Origin of the sequence: Mangrovimonas futianensis (assembly GCF_021245805.1) — a bacterium.
Classification (GTDB): Bacteria; Bacteroidota; Bacteroidia; order Flavobacteriales; family Flavobacteriaceae; genus Mangrovimonas; species Mangrovimonas futianensis.
The window spans coordinates 583091-609606 of record NZ_JAJJNF010000001.1 but is presented as its reverse complement, the minus strand read 5'-3'; the positions used below and the strand labels follow the sequence as shown (position 1 = coordinate 609606).

At 39.1% G+C, this 26516-nt stretch carries 29 protein-coding genes; 14 read left to right on the top strand and 15 right to left on the bottom strand.

What is annotated here, in order from left to right; translation table 11 throughout:
• The first annotated feature begins 23 nt into the window (after positions 1-23).
• The gene (locus LOK78_RS02675; RefSeq protein WP_232633456.1) at positions 24-413 is read left to right on the top strand and encodes an HIT family protein; all 390 of its coding nucleotides are present in this window, start codon (positions 24-26) and stop codon (positions 411-413) included.
• Here LOK78_RS02675 and LOK78_RS02670 read toward each other — a convergent pair.
• Positions 388-735 (bottom strand): hypothetical protein, encoded by a 348-nt coding sequence (locus LOK78_RS02670; RefSeq protein WP_232633454.1) that lies wholly within the window; start codon positions 733-735, stop codon positions 388-390. The two genes, LOK78_RS02675 and LOK78_RS02670, sit on opposite strands and share 26 nt — an antisense overlap.
• Before the next feature lie 2 nt (positions 736-737).
• A complete protein-coding gene (locus tag LOK78_RS02665) occupies positions 738-1940 on the bottom strand; it encodes a sensor histidine kinase (RefSeq protein ID WP_232633452.1) in 1203 nt (400 codons plus the stop codon).
• Positions 1941-2059: 119 nt separating this feature from the next.
• Between LOK78_RS02665 and LOK78_RS02660 the strand changes: the two genes are divergently transcribed.
• From LOK78_RS02660 to aat, 3 genes are read left to right on the top strand one after another with little or no spacing between them, the layout of a single operon-like run.
• Positions 2060-2929 (top strand): flavin reductase family protein, encoded by an 870-nt coding sequence (locus LOK78_RS02660; RefSeq protein ID WP_232633451.1) that lies wholly within the window; start codon positions 2060-2062, stop codon positions 2927-2929.
• Positions 2930-2949: 20 nt separating this feature from the next.
• Positions 2950-3327 carry a DUF3127 domain-containing protein gene (locus tag LOK78_RS02655; protein WP_053971079.1) on the top strand — a complete coding sequence of 126 codons (378 nt, stop codon included), beginning with the start codon at positions 2950-2952 and terminating at the stop codon, positions 3325-3327.
• 59 nt (positions 3328-3386) lie between these two features.
• Entirely contained in the window at positions 3387-4010 is a 624-nt protein-coding gene (aat, locus tag LOK78_RS02650) for a leucyl/phenylalanyl-tRNA--protein transferase (RefSeq protein WP_232633450.1), read from the top strand.
• A 314-nt stretch (positions 4011-4324) separates the two neighbouring features.
• Here aat and LOK78_RS02645 read toward each other — a convergent pair whose 3' ends face one another.
• Entirely contained in the window at positions 4325-5200 is an 876-nt protein-coding gene (locus LOK78_RS02645; protein WP_232633448.1) for an AraC family transcriptional regulator, read from the bottom strand.
• A 140-nt stretch (positions 5201-5340) separates the two neighbouring features.
• Here LOK78_RS02645 and LOK78_RS02640 point away from each other — a divergent pair, with 140 nt between their 5' ends.
• The 4 genes from LOK78_RS02640 to LOK78_RS02625 all read left to right on the top strand — a co-directional run bounded on the left by LOK78_RS02640 (position 5341) and on the right by LOK78_RS02625 (position 9251).
• Positions 5341-6492 (top strand): acyltransferase family protein, encoded by a 1152-nt coding sequence (locus LOK78_RS02640; protein WP_232633446.1) that lies wholly within the window; start codon positions 5341-5343, stop codon positions 6490-6492.
• Positions 6493-6601: 109 nt separating this feature from the next.
• Complete coding sequence (locus LOK78_RS02635) at positions 6602-7690, top strand: T9SS type A sorting domain-containing protein (RefSeq protein ID WP_232633444.1); 1089 nt, start codon at positions 6602-6604, stop codon at positions 7688-7690.
• A gap of 111 nt (positions 7691-7801) precedes the next feature.
• On the top strand, positions 7802-8365 hold the full coding sequence (locus LOK78_RS02630; protein WP_232633442.1) for an REP-associated tyrosine transposase: 564 nt from the start codon (positions 7802-7804) through the stop codon (positions 8363-8365).
• 352 nt (positions 8366-8717) lie between these two features.
• Positions 8718-9251 carry a hypothetical protein gene (locus tag LOK78_RS02625; RefSeq protein ID WP_232633440.1) on the top strand — a complete coding sequence of 178 codons (534 nt, stop codon included), beginning with the start codon at positions 8718-8720 and terminating at the stop codon, positions 9249-9251.
• 113 nt (positions 9252-9364) lie between these two features.
• On the opposite strand, the gene LOK78_RS02620 is transcribed toward LOK78_RS02625, so the two are convergent.
• From LOK78_RS02620 to LOK78_RS02575, 10 genes are all read right to left on the bottom strand, one after another.
• Complete coding sequence (locus LOK78_RS02620) at positions 9365-9811, bottom strand: hypothetical protein (protein WP_232633438.1); 447 nt, start codon at positions 9809-9811, stop codon at positions 9365-9367.
• A gap of 66 nt (positions 9812-9877) precedes the next feature.
• Positions 9878-10387 (bottom strand): threonine/serine exporter family protein, encoded by a 510-nt coding sequence (locus LOK78_RS02615; RefSeq protein WP_232633436.1) that lies wholly within the window; start codon positions 10385-10387, stop codon positions 9878-9880.
• A 3-nt stretch (positions 10388-10390) separates the two neighbouring features.
• Positions 10391-11170, bottom strand: coding sequence for a threonine/serine exporter family protein (locus tag LOK78_RS02610; RefSeq protein WP_232633434.1), 780 nt, complete (start codon positions 11168-11170; stop codon positions 10391-10393).
• A gap of 1 nt (position 11171) precedes the next feature.
• Positions 11172-11735 (bottom strand): DNA-3-methyladenine glycosylase I, encoded by a 564-nt coding sequence (locus LOK78_RS02605; RefSeq protein WP_232633433.1) that lies wholly within the window; start codon positions 11733-11735, stop codon positions 11172-11174.
• A 42-nt stretch (positions 11736-11777) separates the two neighbouring features.
• Positions 11778-12512 (bottom strand): energy transducer TonB family protein, encoded by a 735-nt coding sequence (locus LOK78_RS02600; RefSeq protein WP_232633425.1) that lies wholly within the window; start codon positions 12510-12512, stop codon positions 11778-11780.
• Positions 12513-12577: 65 nt separating this feature from the next.
• Entirely contained in the window at positions 12578-13264 is a 687-nt protein-coding gene (gene truB / locus LOK78_RS02595) for a tRNA pseudouridine(55) synthase TruB (protein ID WP_232633423.1), read from the bottom strand.
• Entirely contained in the window at positions 13264-14058 is a 795-nt protein-coding gene (locus LOK78_RS02590) for an undecaprenyl-diphosphate phosphatase (RefSeq protein WP_232633422.1), read from the bottom strand. The genes truB and LOK78_RS02590 overlap by 1 nt, the downstream gene beginning before the upstream one ends.
• 40 nt (positions 14059-14098) lie before the next feature.
• Positions 14099-14353 carry a DUF3098 domain-containing protein gene (locus LOK78_RS02585; protein ID WP_166958051.1) on the bottom strand — a complete coding sequence of 85 codons (255 nt, stop codon included), beginning with the start codon at positions 14351-14353 and terminating at the stop codon, positions 14099-14101.
• A gap of 2 nt (positions 14354-14355) precedes the next feature.
• Positions 14356-14703, bottom strand: coding sequence for a hypothetical protein (locus LOK78_RS02580; protein WP_232633420.1), 348 nt, complete (start codon positions 14701-14703; stop codon positions 14356-14358).
• 8 nt (positions 14704-14711) lie between these two features.
• A complete protein-coding gene (locus tag LOK78_RS02575) occupies positions 14712-15590 on the bottom strand; it encodes a cell division protein FtsX (RefSeq protein WP_053971091.1) in 879 nt (292 codons plus the stop codon).
• Between the two features lie 126 nt (positions 15591-15716).
• Between LOK78_RS02575 and LOK78_RS02570 the strand changes: the two genes are divergently transcribed.
• From LOK78_RS02570 to LOK78_RS02550, 5 genes are all read left to right on the top strand, one after another.
• Positions 15717-18695: a leucine--tRNA ligase gene (locus LOK78_RS02570; RefSeq protein WP_232633417.1), complete on the top strand. Its 2979-nt coding sequence runs from the start codon at positions 15717-15719 to the stop codon at positions 18693-18695.
• A 117-nt stretch (positions 18696-18812) separates the two neighbouring features.
• Complete coding sequence (locus LOK78_RS02565; protein WP_232633416.1) at positions 18813-21116, top strand: type IA DNA topoisomerase; 2304 nt, start codon at positions 18813-18815, stop codon at positions 21114-21116.
• A 246-nt stretch (positions 21117-21362) separates the two neighbouring features.
• Positions 21363-22463, top strand: coding sequence for an alanine dehydrogenase (gene ald, locus LOK78_RS02560; RefSeq protein ID WP_053972085.1), 1101 nt, complete (start codon positions 21363-21365; stop codon positions 22461-22463).
• A gap of 79 nt (positions 22464-22542) precedes the next feature.
• A complete protein-coding gene (locus LOK78_RS02555; RefSeq protein ID WP_053971094.1) occupies positions 22543-23238 on the top strand; it encodes a zinc metallopeptidase in 696 nt (231 codons plus the stop codon).
• A gap of 87 nt (positions 23239-23325) precedes the next feature.
• Positions 23326-24030 (top strand): Bax inhibitor-1/YccA family protein, encoded by a 705-nt coding sequence (locus LOK78_RS02550; RefSeq protein WP_232633414.1) that lies wholly within the window; start codon positions 23326-23328, stop codon positions 24028-24030.
• 47 nt (positions 24031-24077) lie between these two features.
• On the opposite strand, the gene LOK78_RS02545 is transcribed toward LOK78_RS02550, so the two are convergent.
• Together LOK78_RS02545 and LOK78_RS02540 are read right to left on the bottom strand one after the other, a co-directional pair.
• Positions 24078-24551, bottom strand: coding sequence for an Lrp/AsnC ligand binding domain-containing protein (locus LOK78_RS02545; protein WP_053971096.1), 474 nt, complete (start codon positions 24549-24551; stop codon positions 24078-24080).
• 114 nt (positions 24552-24665) lie between these two features.
• Complete coding sequence (locus LOK78_RS02540; protein WP_232633412.1) at positions 24666-26030, bottom strand: saccharopine dehydrogenase family protein; 1365 nt, start codon at positions 26028-26030, stop codon at positions 24666-24668.
• A 79-nt stretch (positions 26031-26109) separates the two neighbouring features.
• On the opposite strand from LOK78_RS02540, the gene LOK78_RS02535 reads away from it, so the two are divergent.
• Positions 26110-26499, top strand: coding sequence for a DUF423 domain-containing protein (locus tag LOK78_RS02535; protein WP_232394195.1), 390 nt, complete (start codon positions 26110-26112; stop codon positions 26497-26499).
• The last annotated feature ends 17 nt before the right edge of the window (positions 26500-26516 follow it).

The window sequence follows — 26516 nt, the reverse complement described above, 5'->3', positions numbered from 1 at the left end:
TTTAGTACTCAAAACACATACCCATGGCATCCATTTTTACTAAAATTATCAACGGAGAAATCCCATGTTACAAAATTGCAGAAACCGATGACTTTTTGGCGTTTCTGGATATTAATCCCAATGCCAAGGGACATACCCTTTGTATTCCTAAAAAGGAAGTGGATAAACTCTTTGACTTGGATGAGGTAACCTATATGGGTTTGATGGCTTTTTCAAGAACTGTGGCTTTGGCCATAGAAAAGGCTGTGCCTTGTAAACGGGTGGGTATGACTGTAATTGGGTTGGAAGTGCCGCATGTTCATGTGCATCTCATTCCGTTGACTTCTATGGATGATGCCCGTTTTATTACAAAGTCGGCTCACACGCCTGAGGACTTTGAAGCTGTTGCTAAAGCAATAAGAGCGCAGCTGTAATAAGGAGCGCCAGTAGAATGATCGAGGAAATTATTAGAACCCAAGACAGTTTCTTTAACTTCATTGATTTGGTTTTTGGGATAAAAGCTTTTTGATGGTACTTAAAAACACGCTCAATATCTTCTGTCCATCTTACGGGGTAAATCATGGTGTTGCACACCCGGCATTCAATTTCTTGAATGGTCTCTTCGGTTAAAGACTTATAAAACTTATTCTCTACAAACTTCTGTTTGAAAGTCAAGTTGAGTCCTTGATTGTTGAAGCATTCCGGACAATTGTTGTTCAGGGCAGCTTCCTTAACCGTAATGTACTTAACGTCCATATTTAGATGGTTTTTAAGATGATTTGCATGGTGGTTCCTTTTCCTATTTCAGAATGTAAAACTTTAATCTTGCCACTGTGAAAGTCTTCAATAATGCGCTTTGCCAAAGAAAGACCCAGTCCCCAGCCTCTTTTTTTGGTGGTGAAACCAGGTTCAAATATACTTTTAAATTGGTTTTTATGGAGACCTTTTCCGGTATCTTTTACTTGAATTTTCACTTCGTCTTCCAAATGCGTAATGCGTACCGATAGTTTTCCTTTTCCCTTCATGGCGTCAATGGCATTTTTTACTAAGTTTTCTATGGTCCAACTATAAAGTTGCTGGTTTAAAAGCACAAAAATTTCTTCTTGAGGGGTCTCAAGTTCAAATTCCACTAGACTTGAGGAACGTGCCTTCAGATAGTCATAAGACTCAATAGTTTCCTTCACAATATCGGCTTTTTGCAAGGTGGGCACAGAGCCTATTTTGCTGAAGCGTTCGGTAATGGTTTGCAGCCTGCTAATGTCTTTCTCAATTTCTACGATGTACTCGGGGTTGGTGTTTTCAGATTTTAATATTTCGGTCCAACCAATCAATGAGGACAAAGGCGTTCCTATTTGATGTGCTGTTTCCTTGGCCATACCAGACCAGAGTTTGTTCTGGGTCGCTATCTTGGAGCTTCTATAAAAGAAATAAACCACAGCGCTAAACAGGACGATAATCAAAATAAGCGCAAGCGGATAATATTTGAGTTTATTGAGTAATGGTGAATTTCCGTAGTAGAGTGTTTGGTTTTCATTGATAATGGCAATGGGTTTGTTTTCATTGCTGAATTGCTCAATGAGTTGTTTGGCATTGTTCATCACAAACAACGAGTCTTTCTTGCTTACAAAGGTGGAGTCGGTCACTTTGCTTTCTCCAATGTTACTAAAAGTTACCACATTCAAATCTTGGTCGGCCACAATCATGGGTGTGGTGGTATTGCTTCCTAGTATTTTCAAGATAAGGTCTAGATCCTTTGGATTGAAGTCGTTATCTATGGAAAGGTTGTCTAAAATCCTCAAATACTCCTTTTGGGCAAAGGACCAGTTTTCCATTTTGGTGCGCTCTTCTTCCTTGAAGTTTTGAAAAAATACATAGGTATTCCACAAAATGAGGGATATAATGACAAAAGAGAGGAACACCATGACCCATCTCATGACATTGGGGTATTTTGAAAAAAGCATGCGACTTATTTTGTTCTTGAAATATAATGTAATTCTGTTAATAATATTGTACAAGTCCTACTTCAAATCATTTTTTGTTGAAATGCTAATTGGTTACATTTGTACAAATTGGAAACTTAATGACCTCATACGAACCTCAGGAATTGCCTACAGCCAAATTGCAGGCTTATTTACAGAGTGCTGTTGCGCCTAGGCCTATAGCTTTTGCAAGTACCGTGGATGAAAGCGGAAATCCAAACTTGTCTCCGTTTAGTTTCTTTAATGTGTTTAGCTCGAATCCGCCAATTTTGGTATTTTCGCCGGCTCGAAGAGTTAGGGATAATACCACTAAGCACACTTTGGAGAATGCTGAAGCAACGAGAGAGGTGGTTATCAATGTGGTGAACTATGATTTGGTACACCAAATGTCATTGAGCAGTACAGAATACCCTGATGGGGTCAATGAATTTGACAAGGCCGGATTGACCATGGTTCCATCTGATTTGGTGAAACCTTATAGAGTAGCAGAATCGCCTGTGCAATTTGAGTGCAAGGTCAATGATATTATCAAATTGGGGACTGAAGGTGGTGCTGGAAATTTAATTATCTGTGAGGTGATCAAGCTGCATTTGGACGGCGATGTGCTAGATGATCATGGCATGATTGTTCAGGAAAAATTAGATTTGGTTTCTCGTGCAGGTGGCAGTTATTACAGTAGAGCCAAGAGTGGGTTTTTTGAAATTCCAAAACCTTTGACTACCTTGGGCATAGGAGTGGATAGCATGCCTGAAGCCATTAGGAATAGCATGGTGCTAACGGGTAATGATTTGGGAATGTTAGGCAATGTAGAAACCTTGCCGTCTCAAGATGAGGTGAAGACCTTTGTGTCTCAACTATCTGAGAAACACCCTTATTTGAAGACCGCTACCAACAGGGAGAAACATAAGTTGGCACAAAATTATTTAAGTTATGGCGATGTAGAAAGCGCCTGGAAAATATTATTATCGTAATTAGTAAATTGAATTAGAAAATGGAAGTACAAGGAAGAATTAAATTGATTGGAGACACGCAATCGTTTGGAAGTAATGGTTTTAGAAAGCGTGAGGTAGTTGTAACTACAGAAGAGCAATATCCGCAGCACATCATGATTGAGTTTGTTCAAGATAAAACGGATTTGTTAAATACATTTCAAGTAGGACAACAGGTGAAAGTTAGCATCAATTTAAGAGGAAGAGAATGGGTGAATCCACAAGGAGAGACTAAATATTTTAACTCGATTCAAGGATGGAGAATTGAAGCGCTACAAGCGGATGCTTCAAATGGAAATATGCCACCTATGCCGCCAGCTGAGGCTTTTGAACCAGCCAATGATTTAAATGATGAAGATCACGATGATTTACCGTTTTAATAAATCATAAGAAACAATTACATTAGACCTGCTGACCCCATGTTAGCAGGTTTTTTTATATGATATTTTTACGAGCCGATGATCCGTTTCCACCTTTAGACCAAGCCTCCCTAGAAGGCTTATTGGCCATTGGGGGCGATTTGTCTGTAAGTCGCTTGCTGGATGCTTATGGCAAAGGCATTTTTCCTTGGTTTGAAGATGATCAGCCCATTTTATGGTGGTGCCCCGACCCACGGTTTGTTTTGTTTCCAGAGAAGTTGAAGGTTTCCAAAAGTATGAAGCAGGTTTTAAAAAGCGGGAAATTTAAGGTTACTTACAATCAAGATTTTAAGAAGGTGATAGACGCTTGCTCCCACATGGAGCGGAAAGGGCAGGATGGGACTTGGATAACCAGGGATATGATTGCTGCCTATGAGGAACTGCACCGCCTGGGGTATGCCAAATCGGTTGAGGTTTGGCTGGAAGATGAATTGGTGGGTGGTTTGTACGGTGTGGATTTGGGGCAGGGGATGTTTTGTGGGGAGAGCATGTTTTCTAAAGTAAGTAATGCCAGTAAGGTGGGTTTTATCCAGTTTGTTCAGGAGACCAATTATCGGCTTATTGATTGCCAAGTGTACACCCATCATTTGGCCAGTTTGGGCGCCGAGGATATGGATCGGGAGGTGTTTTTGAGTTATTTGTAAGGGAGGCTCCTCTTCTTATTAGTTTTCTTCTTTTTGCCGTTTCTACCGTTTTTTGCCGATTTTGCCGAAAATTGTACTTTTTGCCGAAATGCATCTTCCATACATTATCCATACTGTATCCATACCTTTGCCATAGGGCTACTATTGGGGAAGCTTCTTTTTACTTTTGAATTGACAGGGCTGGTCCAGATGACCCGAACCCACCCGAACTCACCCGAACCAAACCCGAAGGAGACCCGAAGGAAACCCGGAGAAGACCCGAAGGAAACCTACCTAAAAAATGCTTTAAAAAGTTTCGAGCTATAATGGTTTGCTTAAGGTGTGGGATTTATATGCCTTTGAACTCTATAATCGTTGGGAGAGCAACCCATTTGTTTTTTGAAAGAACGATTGAAATATGGGATGTCATTGAAGCCCACTGCAAAGCAAATATCGGCAATAGATATCTCGGTTTCCTTGAGCATTAAGCAGGCGCAATTTATTCTGTAATCTCTAATGGCCGAAAAAAAGGATTTACCACTTTCTCTTTTAAAAAAGGTGCAAAAAGATGAACGGTTCATCCCTACATGTTTTGCAATGTCATCAAGCGTTATTTTAGTACTATAATTAACCAATATATAGCGGTATATCTTTTGCATTTTTTGGGCATTGTTTCTTTTCTTCTCACTATAGCCTACCACCCTCATTTCTTTGCTGGATGCTATATGTGAAAGTATATGGAGGAGGGATCCTAACTGCTCCAGGTTATTTTGGGAAGTCATAGATGTCATTAAAGTTTGTACATAAGGTAAAATTTCACCTTCAAGACTCATTCCTTTATTCAGGTTTTTAATGTACTCAATAGTCTTTTTTGCTTCTGGGAATACCTCGGCGCATCTTTTTAAAAAAGAGTCCGGAAAAATGATGGTTATGTTTTCAATCTTGCCATATTTGTCATGAACGTGTTCATCAAAATACCAGACATGCGGGAGCTTGGGAGGAAGTAATATGATTTCACCTTTTGAGAATGTTTCCATCACATCACCAATCACGCGTGTTCCGCTGCCAGTTATGATATATGACAATTCCCATTCGTCACTTTGGTGAAACGAAATTTGTTCATCCCAAACAATATGAACATGGTCAAAAAAGAAAGACTTATCTGTATCAATATCTACATGACTATATTTTATGTTTTCTATGGCTTCCATGTTTAAATACTATGATAATTGCAAATATAAGACAACAAAAATCTAAAATAGGACAATAACTTAGTTTGACATCATTCTATTTTTGACAGGAGTCCATACCTTGTTATAAGGTGTGCAAATAATAATTGAGATATACATTTATGATAAAGGCAAGTTCAACATTTTCGGATTCTAAAAAGCACTTTCTAATTCTCGATGCGTTGAGGGGTGTTGCAGCCATAGTAGTGGTTTTGTTTCATGTTCTTGAAGTGTACTCGGGAGGTGACCATGTAAAACAGCTTATCAATCATGGTTATTTGGCTGTAGATTTCTTTTTTATGCTATCGGGTTATGTGATGGCTCATGCTTATGACGATCGTTGGGATCAAATGACCCTAAAAGATTTTTTTAAGCGCCGACTTATTCGACTACACCCCATGATTATTTTTGGGATGACCATGGGTGCTATTTGCTTTTATTTTGGAGAGTCTCCTTATTTTCCAAACATAGCGGACACTTCTTTTTGGCAATTAATTTTGATAACACTAATTGGCTATACTTTAATTCCGGTTCCACCGTCTATGGATATCAGGGGATGGCATGAAATGCATCCGCTTAATGGTCCGGCTTGGTCCTTGTTTTTGGAATACATAGCCAATATATTGCATGCCCTAGTACTGCGAAAATTATCAAAAACCATACTATCGGTACTGGTTTTTATTGCTGCCATTGCTTTAATACACCTAGCCGTAACGAGTCCAAACGGTGATATCATTGGAGGTTGGTCTGTGGAGCCTAACCAATTAAGGATTGGGTTTACCCGTCTGTTGTTTCCATATATGGCGGGGATGCTGCTAAGGCGTGTGGTAAAAGTGGTAGACGGGAAAAGAACTTTTTTATTGACCAGTCTGTTGCTAGTGGTGGTGTTATCATTCCCTAGAGTAGGGGGATATGACCATTTATGGGCAAACGGCATTTATGATTCCTTATCTGTGATTTTGATATTTCCTGTAATTATTTATTTGGGGGCTATAGGTAAAGTAAAAAGCGGTTTTACAGAGAGGCTTTGCACCTTTTTAGGTGATATATCATACCCTATTTATATTATTCACTTCCCGTTTACCTATGTTTTCTATGCTTGGGTTGTCAATAATGAAATTCCGTTAGGTCAAGGAATTTTGGCTGGATTAGCATTGTTAGTGGGCACCTTGTTGTTGTCTTACATTGTATTAAAGAAATATGATGAGCCTGTTAGGAATTGGTTGGCCAGACGTTTTACAAGAAAAGCATTGCAATCGAAAAAGGAAGAATAGGAGGAGATCATCATTATAAAGGGAGGTTTATACGTGTTATCTGTTTCAATTCTTAATAGAAAAACACGTATATTTATTAGGCTATTAACTCTTTTTATTCTTTCGAAATATGGCCAACTATCGGTTTTTCTTTGTCTTGCTTTTTGTGTTTTTCAGCCCTTTTTTGAGAGCTCAATGTCCTGTTGCTCCCATCGCTTTTAATTCCCAAGCCGAGTTGGATGCCTTTGCAGTAGATTACCCGAGCTGTACGTTTTTACCAGATGGGGTAGATGTTGAAATTTCTGGTGACGATATTGTGGATTTAAGTGTGCTTTCACAATTGACGGGAAGCTTTGGAGCATTTGAGATTAGAGATTGTCCCAACCTGACAACTTTGGCAGGGATGGAGAATTTTACAACCATAGGGAATGATGCCTTGGATGGTTTTATTTTAAGGGATTTAGACGCCCTAAGCTCTGTTTCTGCCTTGAGCAATTTGGAAGCTATTGTGGGAGAATTTACCATCAGAACCTGTGGGAGTCTTGAAGATTTGGAAGGCTTTGAAGGATTAACTTCGGTAGAGGGATCGGTGATTGTTCGGGATAATGGGATGCTAGTTAGTTTGTTGGGCTTTGATAGCCTGATCTATATTGGCGAGACTTTGGAGCTTGTTGAAAACCCATTGCTGACTGATATTAGTGCGTTGGCCAATGTGGAAACCATTGTTGGGGGCCCTGAAGGCGGTGTTTTTATAGAAGACAATGCTAGTTTGGCTTCGTTGGAAGGACTAGGTACTGGTGATACCAGCATTGGGGGCAATCTGGATTTACTGCTTAATGGCAGTTTATCTCTTTGTGCGGTGCCCTCTATTTGTAACTATTTGGCAAGCCCACCTGAAGGTGCGGTTATTACTATAGACACCAATGTGGAGGGTTGTAATACTCTGGAGGAGATAGAAGATGCTTGTGCAACATTATCAATTGTTGAGGTGTCTGCTAGCCGTGAAAGCTTACGACTTGAACAGAATCCCGTGAATGAGCATCTTTTACTAAAATCCACGCATGTGCAAGGTGTCACGGTTTATGATATCTATGGAAACAAAGTGCTTCAGTTCCAACTTAAAGAAGGAACCAATAGCCTTTATGTAAATCCGTTGAAATCGGGGCTTTACTTTTTACAAACCGATACTAAACAGGTTATTAAGTGGGTGAAATCTTAATTCTTTTCCCAGCTGGTGCGCGATTGTATCGCGTTCCTAATCCTTTTAAAGACTGATTGAAGTCCTATCAGAATTGAATTTTTCATTTGTGATTTTTGTACTTTTAGGCTTATGAGTCGCAATTACAAGTTCTATAATCCAGAGGGGCTATACTTTGTGAGTTTTGCCGTGGTGGAATGGTTAGACGTTTTTACCCGGAATCAATACAAAGATATTGTTTTAGAAAGTTTGTCCTATTGTCAAAATGAGAAAGGGATGGAGATAGCGGCATGGTGCATTATGACCAATCATGTTCATTTGGTTTTCAGAAGTGTTCAAGGTCGGGATCCTGCTCTTCTATTGGGGGATTTTAAACGGTTTACGAGCAAAGCGGTAGTGAAGGCTATAATTGAAAACCCAATCGAAAGTAGGAAGGTGTTTCTGTTGGAACGGTTCAGGAAAGCCGCAGACAATTCGTCAAATGTTAATGGCTACCAATTTTGGCGTCATGACAATAAGCCCATAGAACTTTGGAGTAGTAGGGTGATACAGGAAAAAATAACTTATGTGCATAATAATCCTGTAGAGGCGGGTTTGGTGTATAAGGCAAAAGACTATGTTTATAGTAGTGCGAGGGATTATGCAGGGGAGAAAGGATTGCTTGATGGTATTGTAGTTTTTCAATATCTTGGCTAAAGTTTTGTTGGAATCAGTTAGATGGACCACACGATACAATCGTGCGGTAGCGGGGGGAACCGGTTTATTAAAGAGATGAAGGATATAGACTCAATTATATTTTTGTTTATAATGTTTGGATTTTATTGTGCAATCCATATCAAAAGTGATTATAAAAAATACAAAGAGTCGGGAAGTATAATACGCTTTAGTGTTTTTGTGAGAAGTTTAGGTGTAATTATTGGAAGTATTTTTCTGGTGATTTATAAGATTATAACTTGATTCACAGCAAAATGGACTATCTTGAGAAGGCAAATTACTTTAAACTTAAGGTTAGATTGATGAGATAAAATAAAAAGATTACTAAAAATAAATGAGAATTACATTGTTTTTACTGTTGTTTGCTTTAACAGTTAATAGCCAAACTAAAATTGATGAAGTTATTTCAGTAGAATTTCCTGGTTCGGTAAAAAAATATGAACAACTTGAAAGCGGAGCCAAGGCAGTTGGCTATCATTTCCAAAATGAAAACGATTCCTTTGTTTTTGTAAGGTCAGTACCTGTAGATTTGGGAGGTATTGAAATAAAAGATTGTAGCAGTAGCTTATTTAAGCTGAGATCCAATTATAAACTTATATCTAATCAGGTGATAGAAATGCTAAAGGGTAAAAAGTTTGATTATTCCAATTCTATTCAGATTTTTATTGATGATTTTGAAGCATATAAGATGATTTTTATTGATAGGGAAAGCGAAATTAAAACAGCTGAGTGTTTAATATTGCAGCTTAATGGTGTACAGTATTACGGGATTTATGCAATGGTTAAAAAATTTGATGAGGATAGGAAAAATGATTTTTTTAGCTCCCTTAAAATACAACATCCAGATAGACAAAAACAAATTCGATAATGTTTAATCAGTGCAAGGGGATAAGATATTCTTGTTATTTAAGTCAGAATCACGGATTGCAAATCCGCAATATTGGAAAGCAGATATCGACAGGTCATTAAGTGGGTTAAGTCTTAATTCTTCTCAAATGTCAAATAATCCGTACCACCATTGCCGCCACTTACATCAATCAATTCAATTTTTGTAGCCGTTTGCGAAATAAAATCCCAGTCGTCATTTAAATCTTCAAAATTATTGGTGAGGTTAAAGTGCAGATTGAAATGCAAGTCATCTTGGCTATCATCATTGCTATTACTATCTGTGATGCTCCAAGTGCCTTCGTAGGTGTTGCTACCATTGGAGGCACTCACGGTACCATTGCTCATAAAGTTGAAATTGTAACCAGAGAAATTGGCAGTTTCGTTATCCCCCGAGTCAATAAACTTAGTAATCCTCCAAGTGCTAGCGGTGACATTATTTTCAATTTCATTTTGGGTGTTGTTTGAGCTGCTATCGTCATCGTTGTTACACGAAAAAATGACTAATAAACCCAATAGCAGACTGGAGATTAATGTTCTCATTTTTAAATAAATTAGTTTGTGAAGTATCTCTAAGATACGAAAAAAATGAATGTTAAAAAAGCTTCCTTAGTCTTGATTTTTGTCATGGTTAAACAAAGGTATTTTTATTTGTTTGGCTGATTCCCTTGCGGTCAATAACATAGGGGCAAACACCCCTACAGCAATGGCCAAAAGAATGAACATGGTCTTGAAGCCATTGGTCACAGTCTCGTTGAGCAACGGTAAAAAATCTTCAGGAGTTTGGTTGTAAGCCAGTTTGATAATCCCTTTCATGGTATGGTAGGCAAAAGACCCGGGAACCATAGGAATGACAGCCGGAATGGCAAAAACAAAAGGCGGGGAATGCTTGGAATGGGCAGCAGCGATACTTACAAAGCCAATAAAGATAGAGGCAATTAAAGTGCCTAAAATAACACCGTTATTCCATTCTAAGAATAACAGTTTGACAAGACCACCAAATCCCCCCATCATAAAAATGGCAGTTAGGGTTCTTTTGGGAACGTTAAACAAGATGGCAAACCCCAAGGCAGCAAAACCAAACCAAAACCAACTTTCTATAAAGTGCATCCAGTCCATCCGTTATACGAAATTATAGATTAATAAGGCTATCAATAATCCCGATGCAATGGCAAAGGAAATAACAAACCCGTTTACAGCTCTTACCAATCCGTTTAGGGAATAGCCATCCAAGAAATCAGAAATGGAATTAATTAATGGAATCCCAGGAATCAAATATAAAATGGAAGTTACTAAGGTGATGTTATCGTGCTCATAAAGCCCAAAATAGCCAAGACTTCCAGAGATTATTGTGGATAGGAACGCCGCTAAAAATACGGTGAAATAAGGGTTGAAGCTCTTCTTGGTTAATTCCTGTCTAAGAAAGAGACCTGTAATGGCTGCAATAAAGACGGCTCCCATTTCAAGGGGATCGCCTCCCGCTAACCTGCAAAAGGAACTACAGGCGAATGCCACAGCTGCCAAAACCACCCATCTTGGATATTTGGGTTTGGATTTTAAACGCTCGATTTCTTTCCTAACTTCGGCCATGGGTAATTGTTCTTCAACTATGTGCCAGCTTAAACGACTGATGCCGCTTACCATAGTGAAATCGGGGACCTGGGCATACGTTTGCTTTACTTGATTGAAAAAGGTTTTGCCTTTTTCGTCATAGATAGTCAACATGATGGCCCTATGGGTTATGAGAAATTCGGCTTGGTTGTGATAGCTTTGGGCAATCCGTTTCATGGTCACCCGAATCCTGTTTGTGTTGGCCCCAGCACTCATCAATAAGGTCCCCACCTCGAGAAGGAGGTCTCCTAGATCGTTTAAATGCTCGTTATTGTTGCTAGCCTGTTGCATACTAAACTTCTTGATACCTAAAGCAATTCACTTCATGGTCATTGACCATACCTGTAGCCTGCATATGAGCGTAAATAACGGTAGAGCCAACAAACTTAAACCCGCGTTTCTTTAAATCTTTACTTATGGCATCGCTGAGTGGTGTGGTAGCAGGTGCTGACTTGTAATGATCCAATTTGTTTTTAATGGGTTTGCCATCTACAAATCCCCAAATGTATTTGGAAAACGACCCGAATTCTTCCTGGACTTTCATGAATGCCTGGGCATTGGTCACAGTGGCGCGTACTTTCAGTTTGTTTCTAATGATGCCCGCATCTTGAAGGAGATCCAATATTTTTTCTTCTGAATAGTGTGCTATTTTATGATAGTCAAAATCATCAAAGGCTTTTCTAAAGTTGTCGCGTTTTCTTAGGATGGTAATCCAACTTAAACCTGCTTGAAAGGTTTCTAAAACAAGGAATTCAAAAAGGGTTTCGTCGTCATAAACAGGAACGCCCCATTCTTGATCATGGTAAGCTTCATAGAGGTCGTCGCCTACACACCAGCCACATTTATGTTTCGCCATTTTGTGCCAAATTAAGACACTAAGATAAGAAAGAAACGGAACCTAATGTTTGGATTTAAACAAAAATGTAATGGTTCCTAATTGGTTTTTTTTAGCCCGATCGGGATTAAATCTGGCCTTTTTGGCATATTCCAAAGCACTTTCTTCCAAACACTCGTTTGAGGTATTTGTAGATCCGTTCACGTTAGCCTTGGTGACCATGCCCTGTTCGTTAACTGTTATATTAATGACCACTTTTCCGCCATCTTCACAGAGGTAAATAGGAATGGGAAGGTATTCATGAGTTCGGTCCTTAAGGGAGTATCTGATGGTTGTATTTTTGTTAACCGATTGTTCTCCTGGAGCTGCACTACTGCGTTGTTTTTTTAATAGGGCATTAACCTCATTGAAAGAACTCATGGTCTCCTCATCGATACCTGCATCGCTGTCAGCACTGGAATCTTCCATAGGCTCTTCTGATACATCTGTGGTTTCGGTGTTTTTTAATTCGTAGTCTTGAGGTGGCTCAATGGGTTGGTATGCTTGAGCGAAACGTTTGTAAGTGCTGGTTTCGTTTATGGCCTTATTGGTGCTATTGGCGGCATTGTCTTCTGCCTCGGCTTCCAATTCTTCCAGTTTTTTAAGCTCTTCAAGCATTTCTTGAGGCTCCATTTCGTAGTAGCTTTCTGCAAGCACCTCTTTTTGCCTTTTTAAATGCATATTGAAAACGGTGAGCAAAACAGTACCAGAAATGAGTGCTGTTATGAGAATGGCCTTATGTTTATCAGATAAATTCAAACGTCACAATTTGGGTTGGATGCCGTTAGTTTTCACGAAATATACGTAAAATTCACGTTTTTAGTTCATAAGTTGTCCAAAAAGCTATCAATGGACTGGCTATTCTCAATGGAGAAATCGCCAATTCTAGTACGTCTGAGAGCTGAAAGATGTCCTCCAGAATTCAATGCTTTTCCAAAATCATGGGCCAAAGAGCGGATGTAAGTTCCTTTGCTGCAAACCACTCTAAAATCTACATGCAACCCATTTATTTGGGTGATTTCGAATTCTGATATGTTAATGATTCTGGATTGAATTTCTACTTCTTTGCCTTCTCTGGCAAATTCGTAAAGGCGCTTTCCTTCCTTTTTAATGGCAGAAAATACAGGTGGAAATTGCTGGATGTCACCAATAAACTGTTTGGTGGTTTCGTGAATCAAGGTTTCGGAAATATGCTCGGTAGGAAAGGTTTGATCAATTTCAGTTTCCAAATCATAAGAGGGTGTCGTGCTTCCCAATACGATGGTTCCGGTGTATTCTTTTTCCTGACCTTGGAAGGTTTGTATTTCCTTGGTTTTTTTTCCTGTACAGATGACCAATAACCCAGTAGCCAAAGGATCTAGGGTTCCTGCGTGACCCACTTTTATTTTTTTAAGGTTGTGTTTTTTTCTAATTGCCCAACGAAGCTTGTTCACCACTTGAAAGGAAGTCCAATCCAAAGGCTTGTCAATGAGCAGCACCTGTCCGTTTTTAAAATCTTCTCCCGTTATCATTAGCTTGTGAATGAATAAATGATGGCAATTAAACCAACGATGGCACAATAGACTGCAAAATAGGTGAGTTTGCTTTTTCTTACCAAAGAAATCATCCAGGTGCAAGCAAATAACCCTGATACAAAGGCAGCAATAAAACCTATGGTCAAAGGCATAAAGTTGGTAGCTTCATAAGTTAATTCGCCCCCTAAAATATCTTTTGCAATTTTCCCTAATATTAAAGGGACCACCATTAAGAAAGAAAATCTAGCGGCTTTGGTTTTGTCGTTTCCTAGCAATACAGATGTAGAAATGGTCGCTCCAGATCTGGAAATACCGGGCAACATAGCAATAGCTTGTGATATTCCAATCACAAAGGCATTGGCAAAACTTACTGGTTTTTGTGTGTCTTTGGCACGATCTGCCAAGAATAAAAGGGCTGCTGTAACCAATAGCATCAAGCCTACCAACAGAATGTTTCCACTGAACAGACTTTCCAATTCTTCTTGGAACAATAAGCCTATAATGACTGCTGGAATCATGGAAATACCGATTTTAACCGCAAATTGTAAATCGTCATTCCATTGGAATTTTAAAATTCCTTTGATAATGTTGTAAATGTCTTTTCTGAAAATAACCAAGGTGCTCAATGCTGTTGCAAAGTGTAATACAACGGTAAACAACAGACTTTCCTTAGGTACGGAATTATCCCCTAGAATGGCTTTTCCCAGTTCCAAATGGCCGCTGGAAGATACAGGTAAAAACTCGGTAAGTCCTTGTATAATACCTAAAATGATTGAATCAATGATGTCCATGAAAATTGGTATGGTTGCAGTTTAAGTAATGAGAAGCCAGTTAGTCTTTGTCTGGGTTGACCAAGATGGCATAAACTTCAATGGCAAACCCAATCAAAACAAGAGTAGGGGCCAATCGAATACGTCTAAAACTAAAAATATCAGGATTGAAGACATTGGGATCGTCGCTTCCGCCACCAGACATCAAAATAAAACCAACGGCAATAAAGGCTAAACCAATAAGCATGAATTTGTAGTTCTTTTTCCCAAAAAGGAATTGCCCTTTGGCTTCTTCTCTACGTTTTTTCTCTCCCATAATCAATTGAATTCGGTAAAAATAATCTGGTTTCCTAGCTGTATTTGGGCAATATGTTCAGAAGTGCCCCAAAACAGCTTTGGCAGTTGCAAAGTAACGGATTTATTTAAAATTTGCTTGTTAAGGCTATCTAAATTTAGGCCTCTTTCCAGACCCCGGTTAATGTAGTATAAATCCCCGCTGCCATCCTTAAAGACAATATCATGAGAGGAACCTTCATAAATCTCAACAATCTGTACCGTTTGACTAGCACATTCCTCAGGTTTTGGATCTGAGATGATGTTTGATTTGGCAATGAAAAAAATAAACACCGCAAACAATAAAAGAAAGATGTAGAATATTTTTTTCATGACTCAAATTAGTAATACAACTGATCTGTTTTTAAATTCAAGAATCGTTGTGTGGCAATAAAGGTACTGATCCAGGTGATGACAATCCCCATGGCAAAAACACCTAAAAATAACGAAGCAATCAGTATTTGGTTTTTCAAAAATTCCAATTCGGGGAACGTTTTGTCAATGTAGTACAACACAACAGCCATTCCAATAAGTGCAACAACGGCCCCAATAATACCTAAACGTACACTCTTCCAAACAAACGGACGTCTAATGAATTTTTTGGTGGCTCCCACCATTTGCATAGTTTTGATAGTAAACCGTTTGGAATATACCGAAAGTCTGATGGAGCTGTTAATCAATAACACGGCAATCACGGTAAACAGACCGCTGATCACTAAAATCCAAAAGCTTATTTTCTTGACGTTGTTGTTCATAAGGGTAACCAGATCATTGTCATAACGCACTTCATCTACAAAGCTTTTTGAAGTGGTTTCATCGGCTATGAGTTTCAGTTGTTCTTCGGTCACATAATCGGCTTTGATGTGTACATCAATCGAGTTTAAAAGCGGATTAAAACCAAGGAATTCCATAAAATCTTCCCCGTTTTCGGCTTTCATAGATTCGGCAGCCTGCTCTTTGGAAACATATTCTGTGGATTTTACATAATCTGCCATGGCAAGACTTTTCTCCATTTGCTTCACTTCAACCTCTTTGGCTGTGTCTTTCAAGTAGATGGTCAAAACCACTTGTTCTTTAAAATGGTCTGAAACTTTTTTAGCATTCAAAACCAAAAGCCCCAAAAGACCCAATAGAAACAACACAAGGGCGATGCTTAGTACTACAGAAAAATAAGAAGAAATCAATCGGCGTTTTTGATACCTTTCAAACGATGAACTCATAGAATATGTAGGGTTAACTCTGTAAAAATATAAAGAAATCTCTTAACCTAACCTTTACAACGTTTAAACTTTCAACATTGTTATATTAACCGTAAATTTGCGCTTTTAAAAAGCAGAAACTCAACGATGAAATACAATTTCAACGACATCGAAGCCAAATGGCAAGCATACTGGGCCGAGAACCAAACCTTTAAAGCCGAAAACCATAGTGATAAACCTAAGTATTATGTCTTGGACATGTTTCCTTATCCTTCTGGAGCGGGATTGCATGTGGGGCATCCCCTAGGGTATATCGCTTCTGATATTTATGCGCGTTACAAACGCCATAAAGGCTTTAATGTCTTACATCCTCAAGGGTATGATAGCTTTGGTTTGCCGGCAGAGCAATATGCTATACAGACTGGGCAACACCCTGCGGTGACTACCGAGGAAAACATTGCGACCTATCGACGTCAGTTGGATCAAATTGGATTTTCATTTGATTGGTCACGCGAAGTGCGTACCAGCAATCCGGATTATTACAAATGGACGCAGTGGATTTTCATTCAGTTGTTTAATTCCTATTACTGCAACATCGATAACAAGGCCGAAGACATTTCAGAATTGATCAAAGAGTTTGAGCGTGCTGGAAATGCTAAAGTAGATGCTGTTTGTGATGAGGATACGCCTAGTTTCTCTGCTGAAGATTGGAACAGCTGGTCTTCAGAAAAGCAACAAGAAATCTTATTAAAATATAGATTGACTTACTTAGCGGAAACCGAAGTTAACTGGTGTCCGGCTTTGGGAACCGTGTTAGCTAATGACGAAATAGTCAACGGAGTTTCTGAAAGAGGTGGTCATCCTGTGGTCAGAAAGAAAATGACACAATGGAGCATGCGTATTTCGGCTTATGCAGAACGTTTGTTGCAAGGATTGGAAACCATCGATTGGACCGATTCTCTTAAAGAAAGTCAGCGTAATTGGATCGGGAAATCGGTAGGGGCTTCAGTGGTTTTCAATGTCAAGGATCATGAAGATACGATTGAAGTATTCACCACGCGCCCTGATACCATTTTCGGGGTGAGTTTTATGACCTTGGCCCCAGAGCACGATTTAGTATCAAAAATTACCACGCCAGAACAACAGGCGGAGGTAGAAGCCTATATAGAAAAAACAGCCAAACGCAGCGAACGTGAGCGTATGGCTGATGTTAAAACCATTTCAGGGGTGTTTACAGGTGCCTATGCCGAACATCCATTTACAAAAGAGCCGGTTCCGATTTGGATTGGTGACTACGTGTTGGCGAGTTATGGAACAGGGGCTGTCATGGCAGTTCCATGTGGCGATCAACGTGATTACGATTTTGCGAAGCATTTTAATATCGCCATTCCTAATATTTTTGAAGGGGTTGATATTTCTGAAGAAGCGTTTGCTGATAAAGAAAACACCGTCATTGGGAATAGTGATTTCCTTAACGGATTAAACTACAAGCAAGCTACCAAAAAAGCCATTGAGGAACTTGAAAAACTAGGTCAGGGGCAAGGAAAAACCAATTACCGTTTGCGTGATGCGGTATTTAGCCGTCAGCGTTATTGGGGAGAACCTTTCCCAGTGTATTATGTGAACGGAATGCCTCAAATGATTGAGGCCAAACATTTGCCCATTACTTTACCAGAGGTTGAAAAGTATTTGCCAACCGAAGAAGGAGAGCCGCCATTAGGTCGTGCCGATGTATGGGCTTGGAATACCGAAACTGCTGAGGTGGTTAGCAATGAGTTGATCGATAACAAAACCATATTTCCATTGGAATTGAACACCATGCCGGGTTGGGCTGGAAGTTCGTGGTATTTCTTTAGATATATGGATGCGCATAATGATGAGGCTTTTGCTAGCAAAGAAGCTTTGGACTATTGGCAAAATGTGGATTTATATATTGGTGGTAGCGAGCATGCTACCGGCCACTTATTGTATGCCCGTTTCTGGACCAAGTTTTTAAAAGATCGTGGTTATGTGCAAGTAGATGAGTTTGCCAAAAAACTTATTAACCAAGGAATGATTTTGGGAACAAGTGCTTTTGTTAATAGAGCAATTCCTGAGATTTTAATGGGAGACGAAATATATGATTCAAAGGAAATTAAAGATTTTTGCTCTAATTTGATTTTAGAAAATATTGTTTTTATCAGTGAGCCTTTATTTGAACAAAAGGATGCTTCCGAATTGCTTTCTGATGTTAAAAAATCAATTGAATCTAAATTATTAGCGGAATTTCCAGAGTCTTACGCGAATGTAGATTTTAATACATCTAAAATACATGCTGATGTTTCCTTTGTAAACGCTTCAGATGAGTTAGATGTGGAGGCTTTTAAAAATTGGCGTCCAGAATTTAAAGATGCTCAATTTATAACCGAGGAAGACGGAACTTTTAAAGTCGGTCGCGAAGTTGAAAAAATGTCCAAGTCTAAATACAACGTTGTTAATCCAGACAACATCTGTCAAGAATATGGGGCAGACAGTTTAAGATTGTACGAAATGTTCTTGGGGCCTTTAGAGCAATACAAGCCTTGGAATACGGCTGGTATCACAGGGGTTCATGGATTCTTGAAGAAACTTTGGAAGTTGTATGTAGATGATAACGGCATCAAAGTCACCGATGCTGAACCATCTAAAGACAGTTTAAAGACCTTGCATAAAACCATTAAAAAGGTAGAAGAGGACATCGAGAACTTCTCTTTTAATACCTCGGTTTCGACCTTTATGATTGCTGTGAATGAGTTGACAGCTCAAAAATGTACTAGTAGAGCGATTTTAGAGTCTTTGTTGGTATTGATTTCGCCATATGCACCCCATATCACCGAAGAATTGTGGAGCCAATTGGGTCATGAAGGCAGTATCTCTACGGTAGCATTTCCTCAATTTGACGAATCCCATTTGGTGGAGAGCAGCAAGAACTATCCCATTTCCTTTAATGGTAAAATGCGTTTCACCATGGAACTTCCTATGGATATGAGCAAGGAAGACATAGAAAAGGCGGTATTGGAATATGATAAAACCCAAGAGCAGTTACAAGGTCGTACCCCTAAAAAAGTGATTGTAGTTCCTGGTAAAATTGTCAATATTGTAGGATAAAATCCTTAAACATATTTTAAGAATAAGGGCTGTTAACATAGCCCTTATTTTTTGAGTTCTATCTTTTGAAAACTCTTTAAAAGTCCTATTTTGCATCCCACTTTGTAAATCATTTTCATGAAAGTTTGTATTGCCGAGAAACCAAGTGTCGCACGTGAAATAGCCTCTGTATTGGGAGCTAATACCAAGCGTGATGGCTATTTTGAAGGCAATGGGTATGCAGTGACCTATACGTTTGGTCACCTTTGTACCCTCAAAGAACCCAATGATTACAAACCCCATTGGAAAAGTTGGGACTTGAACAATTTACCCATGCTCCCCGAAAAGTTTGAAACCAAGGTGGTAGCCAATTCGGGCATTCAAAAACAGTTTAAAATTGTCAAGTCATTATTTCAGAAAGCTGAGGTGATTATCAACTGCGGGGATGCCGGCCAAGAGGGAGAATTGATTCAGCGTTGGGTGATGAATGAAGCTAATTATCAAGGTGAGGTAAAGCGCTTGTGGATTTCGTCTTTAACCACCGAGGCTATCAAAGAAGGTTTTGATAATCTCAAACCTGCTACCGATTACGATAACCTCTATTATGCTGGTTTTTCTAGAGCTATTGGAGATTGGTTGTTGGGAATGAATGCCACCAGATTATACACCCTTAAACATGGGGGATATAAACAAGTGCTGTCTATAGGTCGGGTGCAAACCCCAACCCTGGCCATGGTGGTCAATCGTTTTAAGGAGATTGAAAATTTTAAGCCACAGCCATATTGGGAGTTGCAGACCCTGTATCGCGATACCCTTTTTAGTTATGAGGAAGGCCGGTTCTTAAAAAAGGAAGATGGAGAGGCTTTGGCAAACCAAGTCAAAGAAAGTGAGTTTGAAATTGAGGATGTTTCAAAGAAAAAGGGGAAAGAATATGCACCCAAGCTCTTTGATTTGACTGGCTTGCAAGTGTACTGCAATACTAAATTTGGTTTTTCAGCCGATGAAACCTTGAAAATTGTTCAAACCTTATATGAACGAAAAGTGGTGACCTATCCTAGGGTAGATACCACTTTTTTACCAAGCGATATCTATCCCAAAGTGGAAGGCATTCTAAGGAAACTAACGCAGTACTCAGCATTGACGCAACCCTTGCTGGGAAAGAAAATCAAAAAGTCCACAAAGGTATTCAACGATAAAAAGGTAACCGATCACCATGCTATAATTCCCACGGGTATGGAGGCCAGTTTGCCATATAACCAACAGCAAGTTTACAACATCATTACCCGACGTTTTATTGCTGTGTTTTATGAGGATTGTACGGTCTCTAGTACCACGGTTACAGGAAATGCTGCTAAAATTTTGTTTAAGGCTACGGGCAAGGAAATCTTAAAAAAAGGCTGGCGCGTGGTGTTTGAAAATCAGGACACCAAGGAAAAGGAACCAGATATTTTACCAGCTTTTGAAAAGGGTGAAAAAGGGCCTCATGAGCCTTCGTTTTTAGAAAAGGAAACCAAACCCCCAAGACAATTCACCGAAGCTTCCCTATTGCGTGCCATGGAAACTGCAGGCAAACAAGTAGATGATGAAGAGCTACGGGATCTCATGAAAGAAAATGGTATTGGAAGGCCATCTACCCGCGCCAATATTATTGAGACCCTATTCAAGAGAAAATATATCAAGCGAAATAAAAAACAGGTATTGCCCACGGTGACCGGTATTCAGTTGATTGATACTATTCAGAATGATTTGTTGAAATCGGCCGAGTTGACAGGTTCTTGGGAAAAGCAATTAAAGGACATTGAAAAAGGGGAGTATAGTGCCGCTGCTTTTATAAAAAACATGAAGCGCATGGTAGATGCTTTGGTGTATGAGGTGCGTAGTGAAACCACCCGTGCTAATATTTCGCAAGCCATGGTGGTTAAAAATAGAGCGGTCAAAGCTGAAAAAGTAAAGGCAGCAGGGATTCTAAATGAGGACTGCCCTAAATGTCAAAAGGCCAAATTACTGAAAGGGAAAACCGCTTATGGCTGTAGTGGTTATAAGTCTGGTTGCGATTTTGTATTGCCCTTTAGTTTTATGGGCAAGAAGATATCCGAAAAACAGTGGATTCGATTGCTTCAAAAAGGGTCTACGGTCAATTTAAAAGGTTTTAATGCAGGCGGAGGGACCGTGGAAGGCCTACTTCGGTTTGATGAAAACTTTAAATTGAAATTGGAGCCTAAGAAAGGCGCGGTCAAAAAGGAGACTTCAACAGATGCAGATGTTTTGGCGTGCCCAAAGTGCCAAAAAGGAACTGTCATAAAAGGTAAAACAGCCTATGGTTGTAGCGCCTATAAATCGGGCTGTGATTTTAAGGTGGATTTTGATGTCGTAAGGAAAGCCATTGGGGATCAAAAACCAACCAAGGCTCTGGTGTATCAGATTTTAACTTCGCACAAATAAACCTATTTTTATCATTCAGAGCACAGTTGTCATCCCTGTGAAAGCAGGAATCTTTGAAGTTCAATCCGTGTCATCCCTAGCTCGTATGAGGAACAAAAAAATCAATAAATTTAGCTTTAAAAACAAAATACCCTATAATTTATAGGGGTCATTTTCAAGAAATTGTTAAAAAGGAAATCTGACTCCTTTTTTGTTTGGGGGTGTGAAATAAAAAACCCAATTTTGGAATATAAAAATCTTGAAATCATGAAAATAGGTGTTCCAAAGGAGATCAAAAACAATGAAAATCGGGTAGGGATGACTCCCGCTGGGGTTTTCGAATTAATCAATAGCGGTCATTCGGTTTATATTCAGTCCACTGCAGGAGAAGGTAGTGGATTTTTTGATGAAGATTATCAGGAAGTAGGAGCAGAAATTCTGCAAAGTATCGAGGAGGTCTATGATATTGCTGATATGATTGTGAAGGTTAAAGAACCCATTGCTTCCGAATATTCTTTGGTGAAACCAAAACAAATTGTGTTTACTTATTTTCATTTTGCTTCCAGTGAAGCCCTAACCTTAGCCATGTTAAAAAGTAATGCCGTTTGTATTGCCTATGAAACGGTAGAGGATGAGGAGGGTACGTTGCCCTTATTGACACCCATGTCTGAAGTGGCAGGTAGAATGGCTATTCAGCAAGGGGCCAAATATTTGGAAAAGCCCATTAAAGGACGAGGCGTTTTGTTAGGAGGTGTACCTGGGGTGACACCTGGGAAGGTTCTCATTTTAGGTGCTGGTGTTGTGGGTGTTCAAGCAGCAAAAATGGCGGCTGGTCTAGGGGCTCATGTGACCATTATGGATGTGAATATGAAACGTCTCAGATATATCAATGATATCATGCCTCCCCATGTGGTTACTGAATATTCCAGTAAATTCAATATTAAAAAGCACATTCAAACCCATGATTTGATTATTGGTGGGGTTTTGATAAAAGGCGCTAAAGCTCCTAAATTAATCACTAGGGAGATGCTGAAACTGATGCGTCCTGGGACCGTCTTGGTGGATGTGGCAGTAGATCAAGGAGGTTGTATGGAAACAACTAAGCCCACAACCCACGAAAACCCGACCTATATTATTGATGATATTGTACATTATTGTGTGGCTAACATGCCCGGAGCGGTTCCCTATACTTCTACCTTGGCCCTCACCCACGTCACTCTGCCTTACATTTTAAAATTGGCAAATATGGGATGGGAAAAGGCGTGTGAAGCCGATGAGTCTTTGCAAAAAGGTTTGAACGTGGTGCATGGAAAGGTTGTTTACAATGAAATTGCTGAAGCCTTTGGATGGGAGTCCAAGACAGCTTAATCTGACAAAATTTCTTAACAAGAATTTGGCGCATTATTTGCTGTAATTGCTCTAATTTTAATATTTAAAAATTGAGAGTATGTTAGGCTATTATATATTATTAGGAGCGATTGCGCTCGTCAGTTGGTTGGTGAGTAATCAACTGAAGCAAAAATTCCATAAATATTCGCAAGTACATCTTCGGAATGGAATGAGCGGACGCGAGATTGCTGAAAAAATGTTAGCGGATAATGGCATTCGTGATGTGCAAGTTATTTCTACACCAGGTCAATTGACAGATCATTATAACCCAAAAAATAAGACGGTTAATTTGAGTGAATCGGTTTACTCGCAAAGGAATGCTGCGGCAGCTGCCGTTGCTGCCCACGAATGTGGACATGCGGTTCAGCATGCGCAAGCATATAGTGCATTAGGAATGCGTTCTGCATTGGTGCCTATTGTAAGTGTTACTTCTGGAATGTCTCAATGGTTGGTCATTGGTGGATTGGTGTTAGGTGCAGGAGCCGGAATGGGCTTGGGTTACTGGATAGCCGTTGCCGGATTGGCATTTATGGGATTTGCAACCTTATTTAGTTTTATAACTCTTCCTGTAGAATATGATGCGAGTAACCGAGCTTTGGCTTGGTTAAAGAACAAGAATATGTTGTCACAAGAGGAATATGCTGGAGCTGAAGATGCTTTAAAATGGGCTGCCAGAACCTATTTGGTGGCGGCAATAGGTGCCTTAGCTTCTTTATTGTATTGGGCATTTCAGGTATTTGGAAGACGGGATTAAAAAGTCACATATAAAAATTGAAAGTCGGATTTTTCTTTCCGACTTTTTTTTTGCTAAATTACCTCCTCAATTAACTAAATCTTATTTATGGAAAATCAAATGGAAAACAAATTGTTATTAAGTGATTTGTCAGCTGTCGATAGGGTAGCATTTTACAAAAAGACCTACGCCCATGTGGCTGGAGGGGTATTGGTTTTTATTCTTTTTGAGTACTTACTGTTGCAAAGTGATGCAATTATTAATTTCGCTTTGTCTATGACCCAAGGTTGGCGTTGGTTATTGATGTTGGGAGGGTTTATGTTCATTACCAATTATGCAGAAAATATGGCGATGAAAAGTGAAGATAAAAATAAACAGTACTTGGCTTATGGTCTGTATATTTTAGCTGAGGCTTTTATTTTTGTTCCACTCCTATATATTGTAATCAATTTATTACCTGAAGGGACTAAAGTACTAAATCAAGCAGCTATTGTAACCTTATCATTGTTCACCGGTCTGTCTGCTGTTGTTTTTGTGACCAAAAAGGACTTTTCCTTTTTAAGAACCGGTTTAACCATTGGTTTTTTTATTGCTTTAGGATTAATTGCCGCAGGAGCCATCTTTGGGTTTGACTTAGGTTTATGGTTCTCTGTTGCGATGTGTTTACTGGCAGGAGGGAGTATCTTGTATCAAACCTCTAACTTGGTGAATAAATACTCGACGGATGATTATATTCCGGCTGCTTTGGGATTGTTTGCTTCTTTAATGCTGTTATTTTGGTATATACTTCAGATCTTTATGAGTAGAGACTAAAAAGAAATCTATAGAATTAAAAAAGCCCTTTCAAAAAGGGCTTTTTTTTATACTTGGATTTGACGGTCAATTTGCTGCTGCAGTGAAATAAAGGTTTCCGTTCGAGAAACTCCCGGGATGGATTGAATTTCTTTATTCAACAAATGCATTAAATGTTCATTGTCCTTACATAATATTTTGATAAAAATACTCCAGTTACCAGTGGTGTAATGACATTCAATAACTTCAGGTACTTTTTTTAATTGTTTCACCGCCTCAGGGTTGTTCATGGCCTTATCTAAATAAACACCAATAAAAGCCATGGTGGTGTAACCTAATACTTTGGGGTTGATAATAAATTTAGATCCTGAAAGCAAACCAGACTTCTCTAATTTTCTCAATCTTTGATGAATAGCAGCTCCAGAAATGCCCACTTGTCGAGCTATTTCCAGGATAGGGGTTCTTGCGTCTTCCATAAGGGCGCGCAGGATTTGTTTATCTATTCCATCGATTTCAATATGGTTTTGATTTGTAACTTTCACTATAGTATAATTTTAGGAATGTAAATGTAAGCATTGAGTTTTAAAATGAAAGCTTAAAATCAATGTTTTACAATAATTGTTTAAAAAATGAATGAGATTGGCATCTATCTATCACTAAAGGTTTAAAGGATTATAGCCAAAATAAGGAACTTCATACTCATGGAACCGAATATCAAAGGTTTCCAATTCCTTTAAAATAGGGTCGTATACTTCTTTGGTTATGGGGATTTGAACACCTGGAGTGGTTATCTTTTTGTTCAAAATGGCGAGGGTAGCAATGGCTACTGGCAAGCCTACCGTTTTAGACATAGCGGTGTACGTTTGATCTTCACCTGTGGTAACCATGGTGGCGTCTATTTGATGCTTTTTCCCGTTAAGTTCATAGCCAAATTTGTGGTACATGACAATCATATCTTTGTCATCTGGAGCTAAGTCCCAGCTGTCCATTAAAATCTTTTGAAGTATTTGCGCCGGAGTGGCTTCTCTGAGTTCCACTTTTTTGGAATGGCTAAAAATATCTAGTTCTTCCAATTTATCCCAAACAATATCGTCTTGGTCAATTTTCAATTGATGTCTGAATTTGAGTTCTACAGAATCTGTTGGACTGTATGGCAGAAAGGCATTTACGAAATCTCTGTAAGTCATGTTCTCACTATCCTCTATGGTGTAACTATCATCTGTCATGCCTAGTTGCACAAACATATTCCAGGCTCTAGAAAAACCAACCCGTCTCATGGTACCGCGGTATAAGGTTTTAACTTGATCAAGACCATAGGCCGATTGGTATTTTAGGGAGTCTCTATTGGCATAGGCCTCAAATCTTCCGTAGCCTTCAACATCTAAAAATTCGGTTCTTCTAAATAAACGGTTATAAGGTATGTACTTGTAGGTTCCTTCTTGCAGAAATTTAGCAGCGCCACCTTGACCTGCAACGACCACGTTTCTCGGGTTCCAAGTGAATTTATAATTCCATAGGTTATTGTCGCTTTCTGGCGCAACCAGCCCCCCAGTGAAGGATTCGAATAAAATCATTTTTCCGCCTTTAGCACGAATGGTGTCAATCACTTTCATGGCGCTCATGTGATCAATTCCTGGATCCACACCAATTTCATTCATGAAAACAAGACCCTTATCCTTTGCTGCTTTATCCAGATTTTGCATGTCATCGCTTACATAGGATGCGGTAACCATGTTCTTGTTGAATTTGATACAATCTTTTGCGGCTTCAATGTGAAATCTAGCTGGTAACATGGAGACCACGATATCTGCATTTTCAATGGCATTTTCACGAACTTGTTTATCAAAAACATCAAAGACAATGGCTTGTCCGTTTTTGTGGTTGTGTACTAATTTTTGGGCATGACTGAAATTTTTGTCGCCAACAATGATGAGTAGATTTTCTTCCTCGGATTTGTCAAGCAGATATTTTATCAAGTAAGACGATGATTTGCCTGAACCAATGACCAATATTTTTCGCATAATTAGTTAAGTTGAGTAATTTTGTGTTCACGAATTTAGTGAATTGAATGAGCAATAAAAACCTAAAATACTTTTTTAGATGAATCAGAAAATTTTAATAACTGGAGCCCTTTTTGGAATCTTAAGTGTGGCTTTAGGTGCTTTTGGTGCCCATGGATTGAAAGCTGTATTAAGTCCCGAGCAACTAACTACATTTGAAACAGGTGTGCGCTACCAAATGTATCACGCGATATTGCTTTTATTTGTTGGTGGGACCAATATTTTAGAAGCTAAGACTAAGAAAACCATTTTTATTTTAATACTTGTCGGTATTATCTTTTTTTCTGGATCTATTTATGGTTTGGCTACTAATGAGATGTCTGCCTTTAATTTCAAAACCATTGCTCTTATCACACCAGTTGGAGGTTCAGCATTAATAGCCGCTTGGGTGGTTATGTTGGTTGGTTTTATAAAAAAGTCACAGGTTTAAATCATTAAAAAGAGCTA

Bases quoted from the DNA above. Each gene is read 5' to 3' on its own strand.
- LOK78_RS02660 (WP_232633451.1), top strand. From the start codon at position 2,060: ATGACCTCATACGAACCTCAGGAATTGCCTACAGCCAAATTGCAGGCT.
- LOK78_RS02590 (WP_232633422.1), bottom strand. From the start codon at position 14,058: ATGGACATCATTGATTCAATCATTTTAGGTATTATACAAGGACTTACC.
- LOK78_RS02630 (WP_232633442.1), top strand. From the start codon at position 7,802: ATGAGTCGCAATTACAAGTTCTATAATCCAGAGGGGCTATACTTTGTG.
- LOK78_RS02625 (WP_232633440.1), top strand. From the start codon at position 8,718: ATGAGAATTACATTGTTTTTACTGTTGTTTGCTTTAACAGTTAATAGC.
- LOK78_RS02670 (WP_232633454.1), bottom strand. From the start codon at position 735: ATGGACGTTAAGTACATTACGGTTAAGGAAGCTGCCCTGAACAACAAT.
- LOK78_RS02580 (WP_232633420.1), bottom strand. From the start codon at position 14,703: ATGAAAAAAATATTCTACATCTTTCTTTTATTGTTTGCGGTGTTTATT.
- LOK78_RS02550 (WP_232633414.1), top strand. From the start codon at position 23,326: ATGGAAAATCAAATGGAAAACAAATTGTTATTAAGTGATTTGTCAGCT.
- ald (WP_053972085.1), top strand. From the start codon at position 21,363: ATGAAAATAGGTGTTCCAAAGGAGATCAAAAACAATGAAAATCGGGTA.
- LOK78_RS02620 (WP_232633438.1), bottom strand. From the start codon at position 9,811: ATGAGAACATTAATCTCCAGTCTGCTATTGGGTTTATTAGTCATTTTT.
- LOK78_RS02655 (WP_053971079.1), top strand. From the start codon at position 2,950: ATGGAAGTACAAGGAAGAATTAAATTGATTGGAGACACGCAATCGTTT.
- LOK78_RS02645 (WP_232633448.1), bottom strand. From the start codon at position 5,200: ATGGAAGCCATAGAAAACATAAAATATAGTCATGTAGATATTGATACA.
- LOK78_RS02565 (WP_232633416.1), top strand. From the start codon at position 18,813: ATGAAAGTTTGTATTGCCGAGAAACCAAGTGTCGCACGTGAAATAGCC.
- LOK78_RS02585 (WP_166958051.1), bottom strand. From the start codon at position 14,353: ATGGGAGAGAAAAAACGTAGAGAAGAAGCCAAAGGGCAATTCCTTTTT.
- LOK78_RS02570 (WP_232633417.1), top strand. From the start codon at position 15,717: ATGAAATACAATTTCAACGACATCGAAGCCAAATGGCAAGCATACTGG.
- LOK78_RS02675 (WP_232633456.1), top strand. From the start codon at position 24: ATGGCATCCATTTTTACTAAAATTATCAACGGAGAAATCCCATGTTAC.
- LOK78_RS02605 (WP_232633433.1), bottom strand. From the start codon at position 11,735: ATGGCGAAACATAAATGTGGCTGGTGTGTAGGCGACGACCTCTATGAA.
- LOK78_RS02575 (WP_053971091.1), bottom strand. From the start codon at position 15,590: ATGAGTTCATCGTTTGAAAGGTATCAAAAACGCCGATTGATTTCTTCT.
- LOK78_RS02635 (WP_232633444.1), top strand. From the start codon at position 6,602: ATGGCCAACTATCGGTTTTTCTTTGTCTTGCTTTTTGTGTTTTTCAGC.
- LOK78_RS02555 (WP_053971094.1), top strand. From the start codon at position 22,543: ATGTTAGGCTATTATATATTATTAGGAGCGATTGCGCTCGTCAGTTGG.
- LOK78_RS02665 (WP_232633452.1), bottom strand. From the start codon at position 1,940: ATGCTTTTTTCAAAATACCCCAATGTCATGAGATGGGTCATGGTGTTC.
- truB (WP_232633423.1), bottom strand. From the start codon at position 13,264: ATGATAACGGGAGAAGATTTTAAAAACGGACAGGTGCTGCTCATTGAC.
- LOK78_RS02640 (WP_232633446.1), top strand. From the start codon at position 5,341: ATGATAAAGGCAAGTTCAACATTTTCGGATTCTAAAAAGCACTTTCTA.
- LOK78_RS02615 (WP_232633436.1), bottom strand. From the start codon at position 10,387: ATGGACTGGATGCACTTTATAGAAAGTTGGTTTTGGTTTGGTTTTGCT.
- LOK78_RS02610 (WP_232633434.1), bottom strand. From the start codon at position 11,170: ATGCAACAGGCTAGCAACAATAACGAGCATTTAAACGATCTAGGAGAC.
- aat (WP_232633450.1), top strand. From the start codon at position 3,387: ATGATATTTTTACGAGCCGATGATCCGTTTCCACCTTTAGACCAAGCC.
- LOK78_RS02535 (WP_232394195.1), top strand. From the start codon at position 26,110: ATGAATCAGAAAATTTTAATAACTGGAGCCCTTTTTGGAATCTTAAGT.
- LOK78_RS02540 (WP_232633412.1), bottom strand. From the start codon at position 26,030: ATGCGAAAAATATTGGTCATTGGTTCAGGCAAATCATCGTCTTACTTG.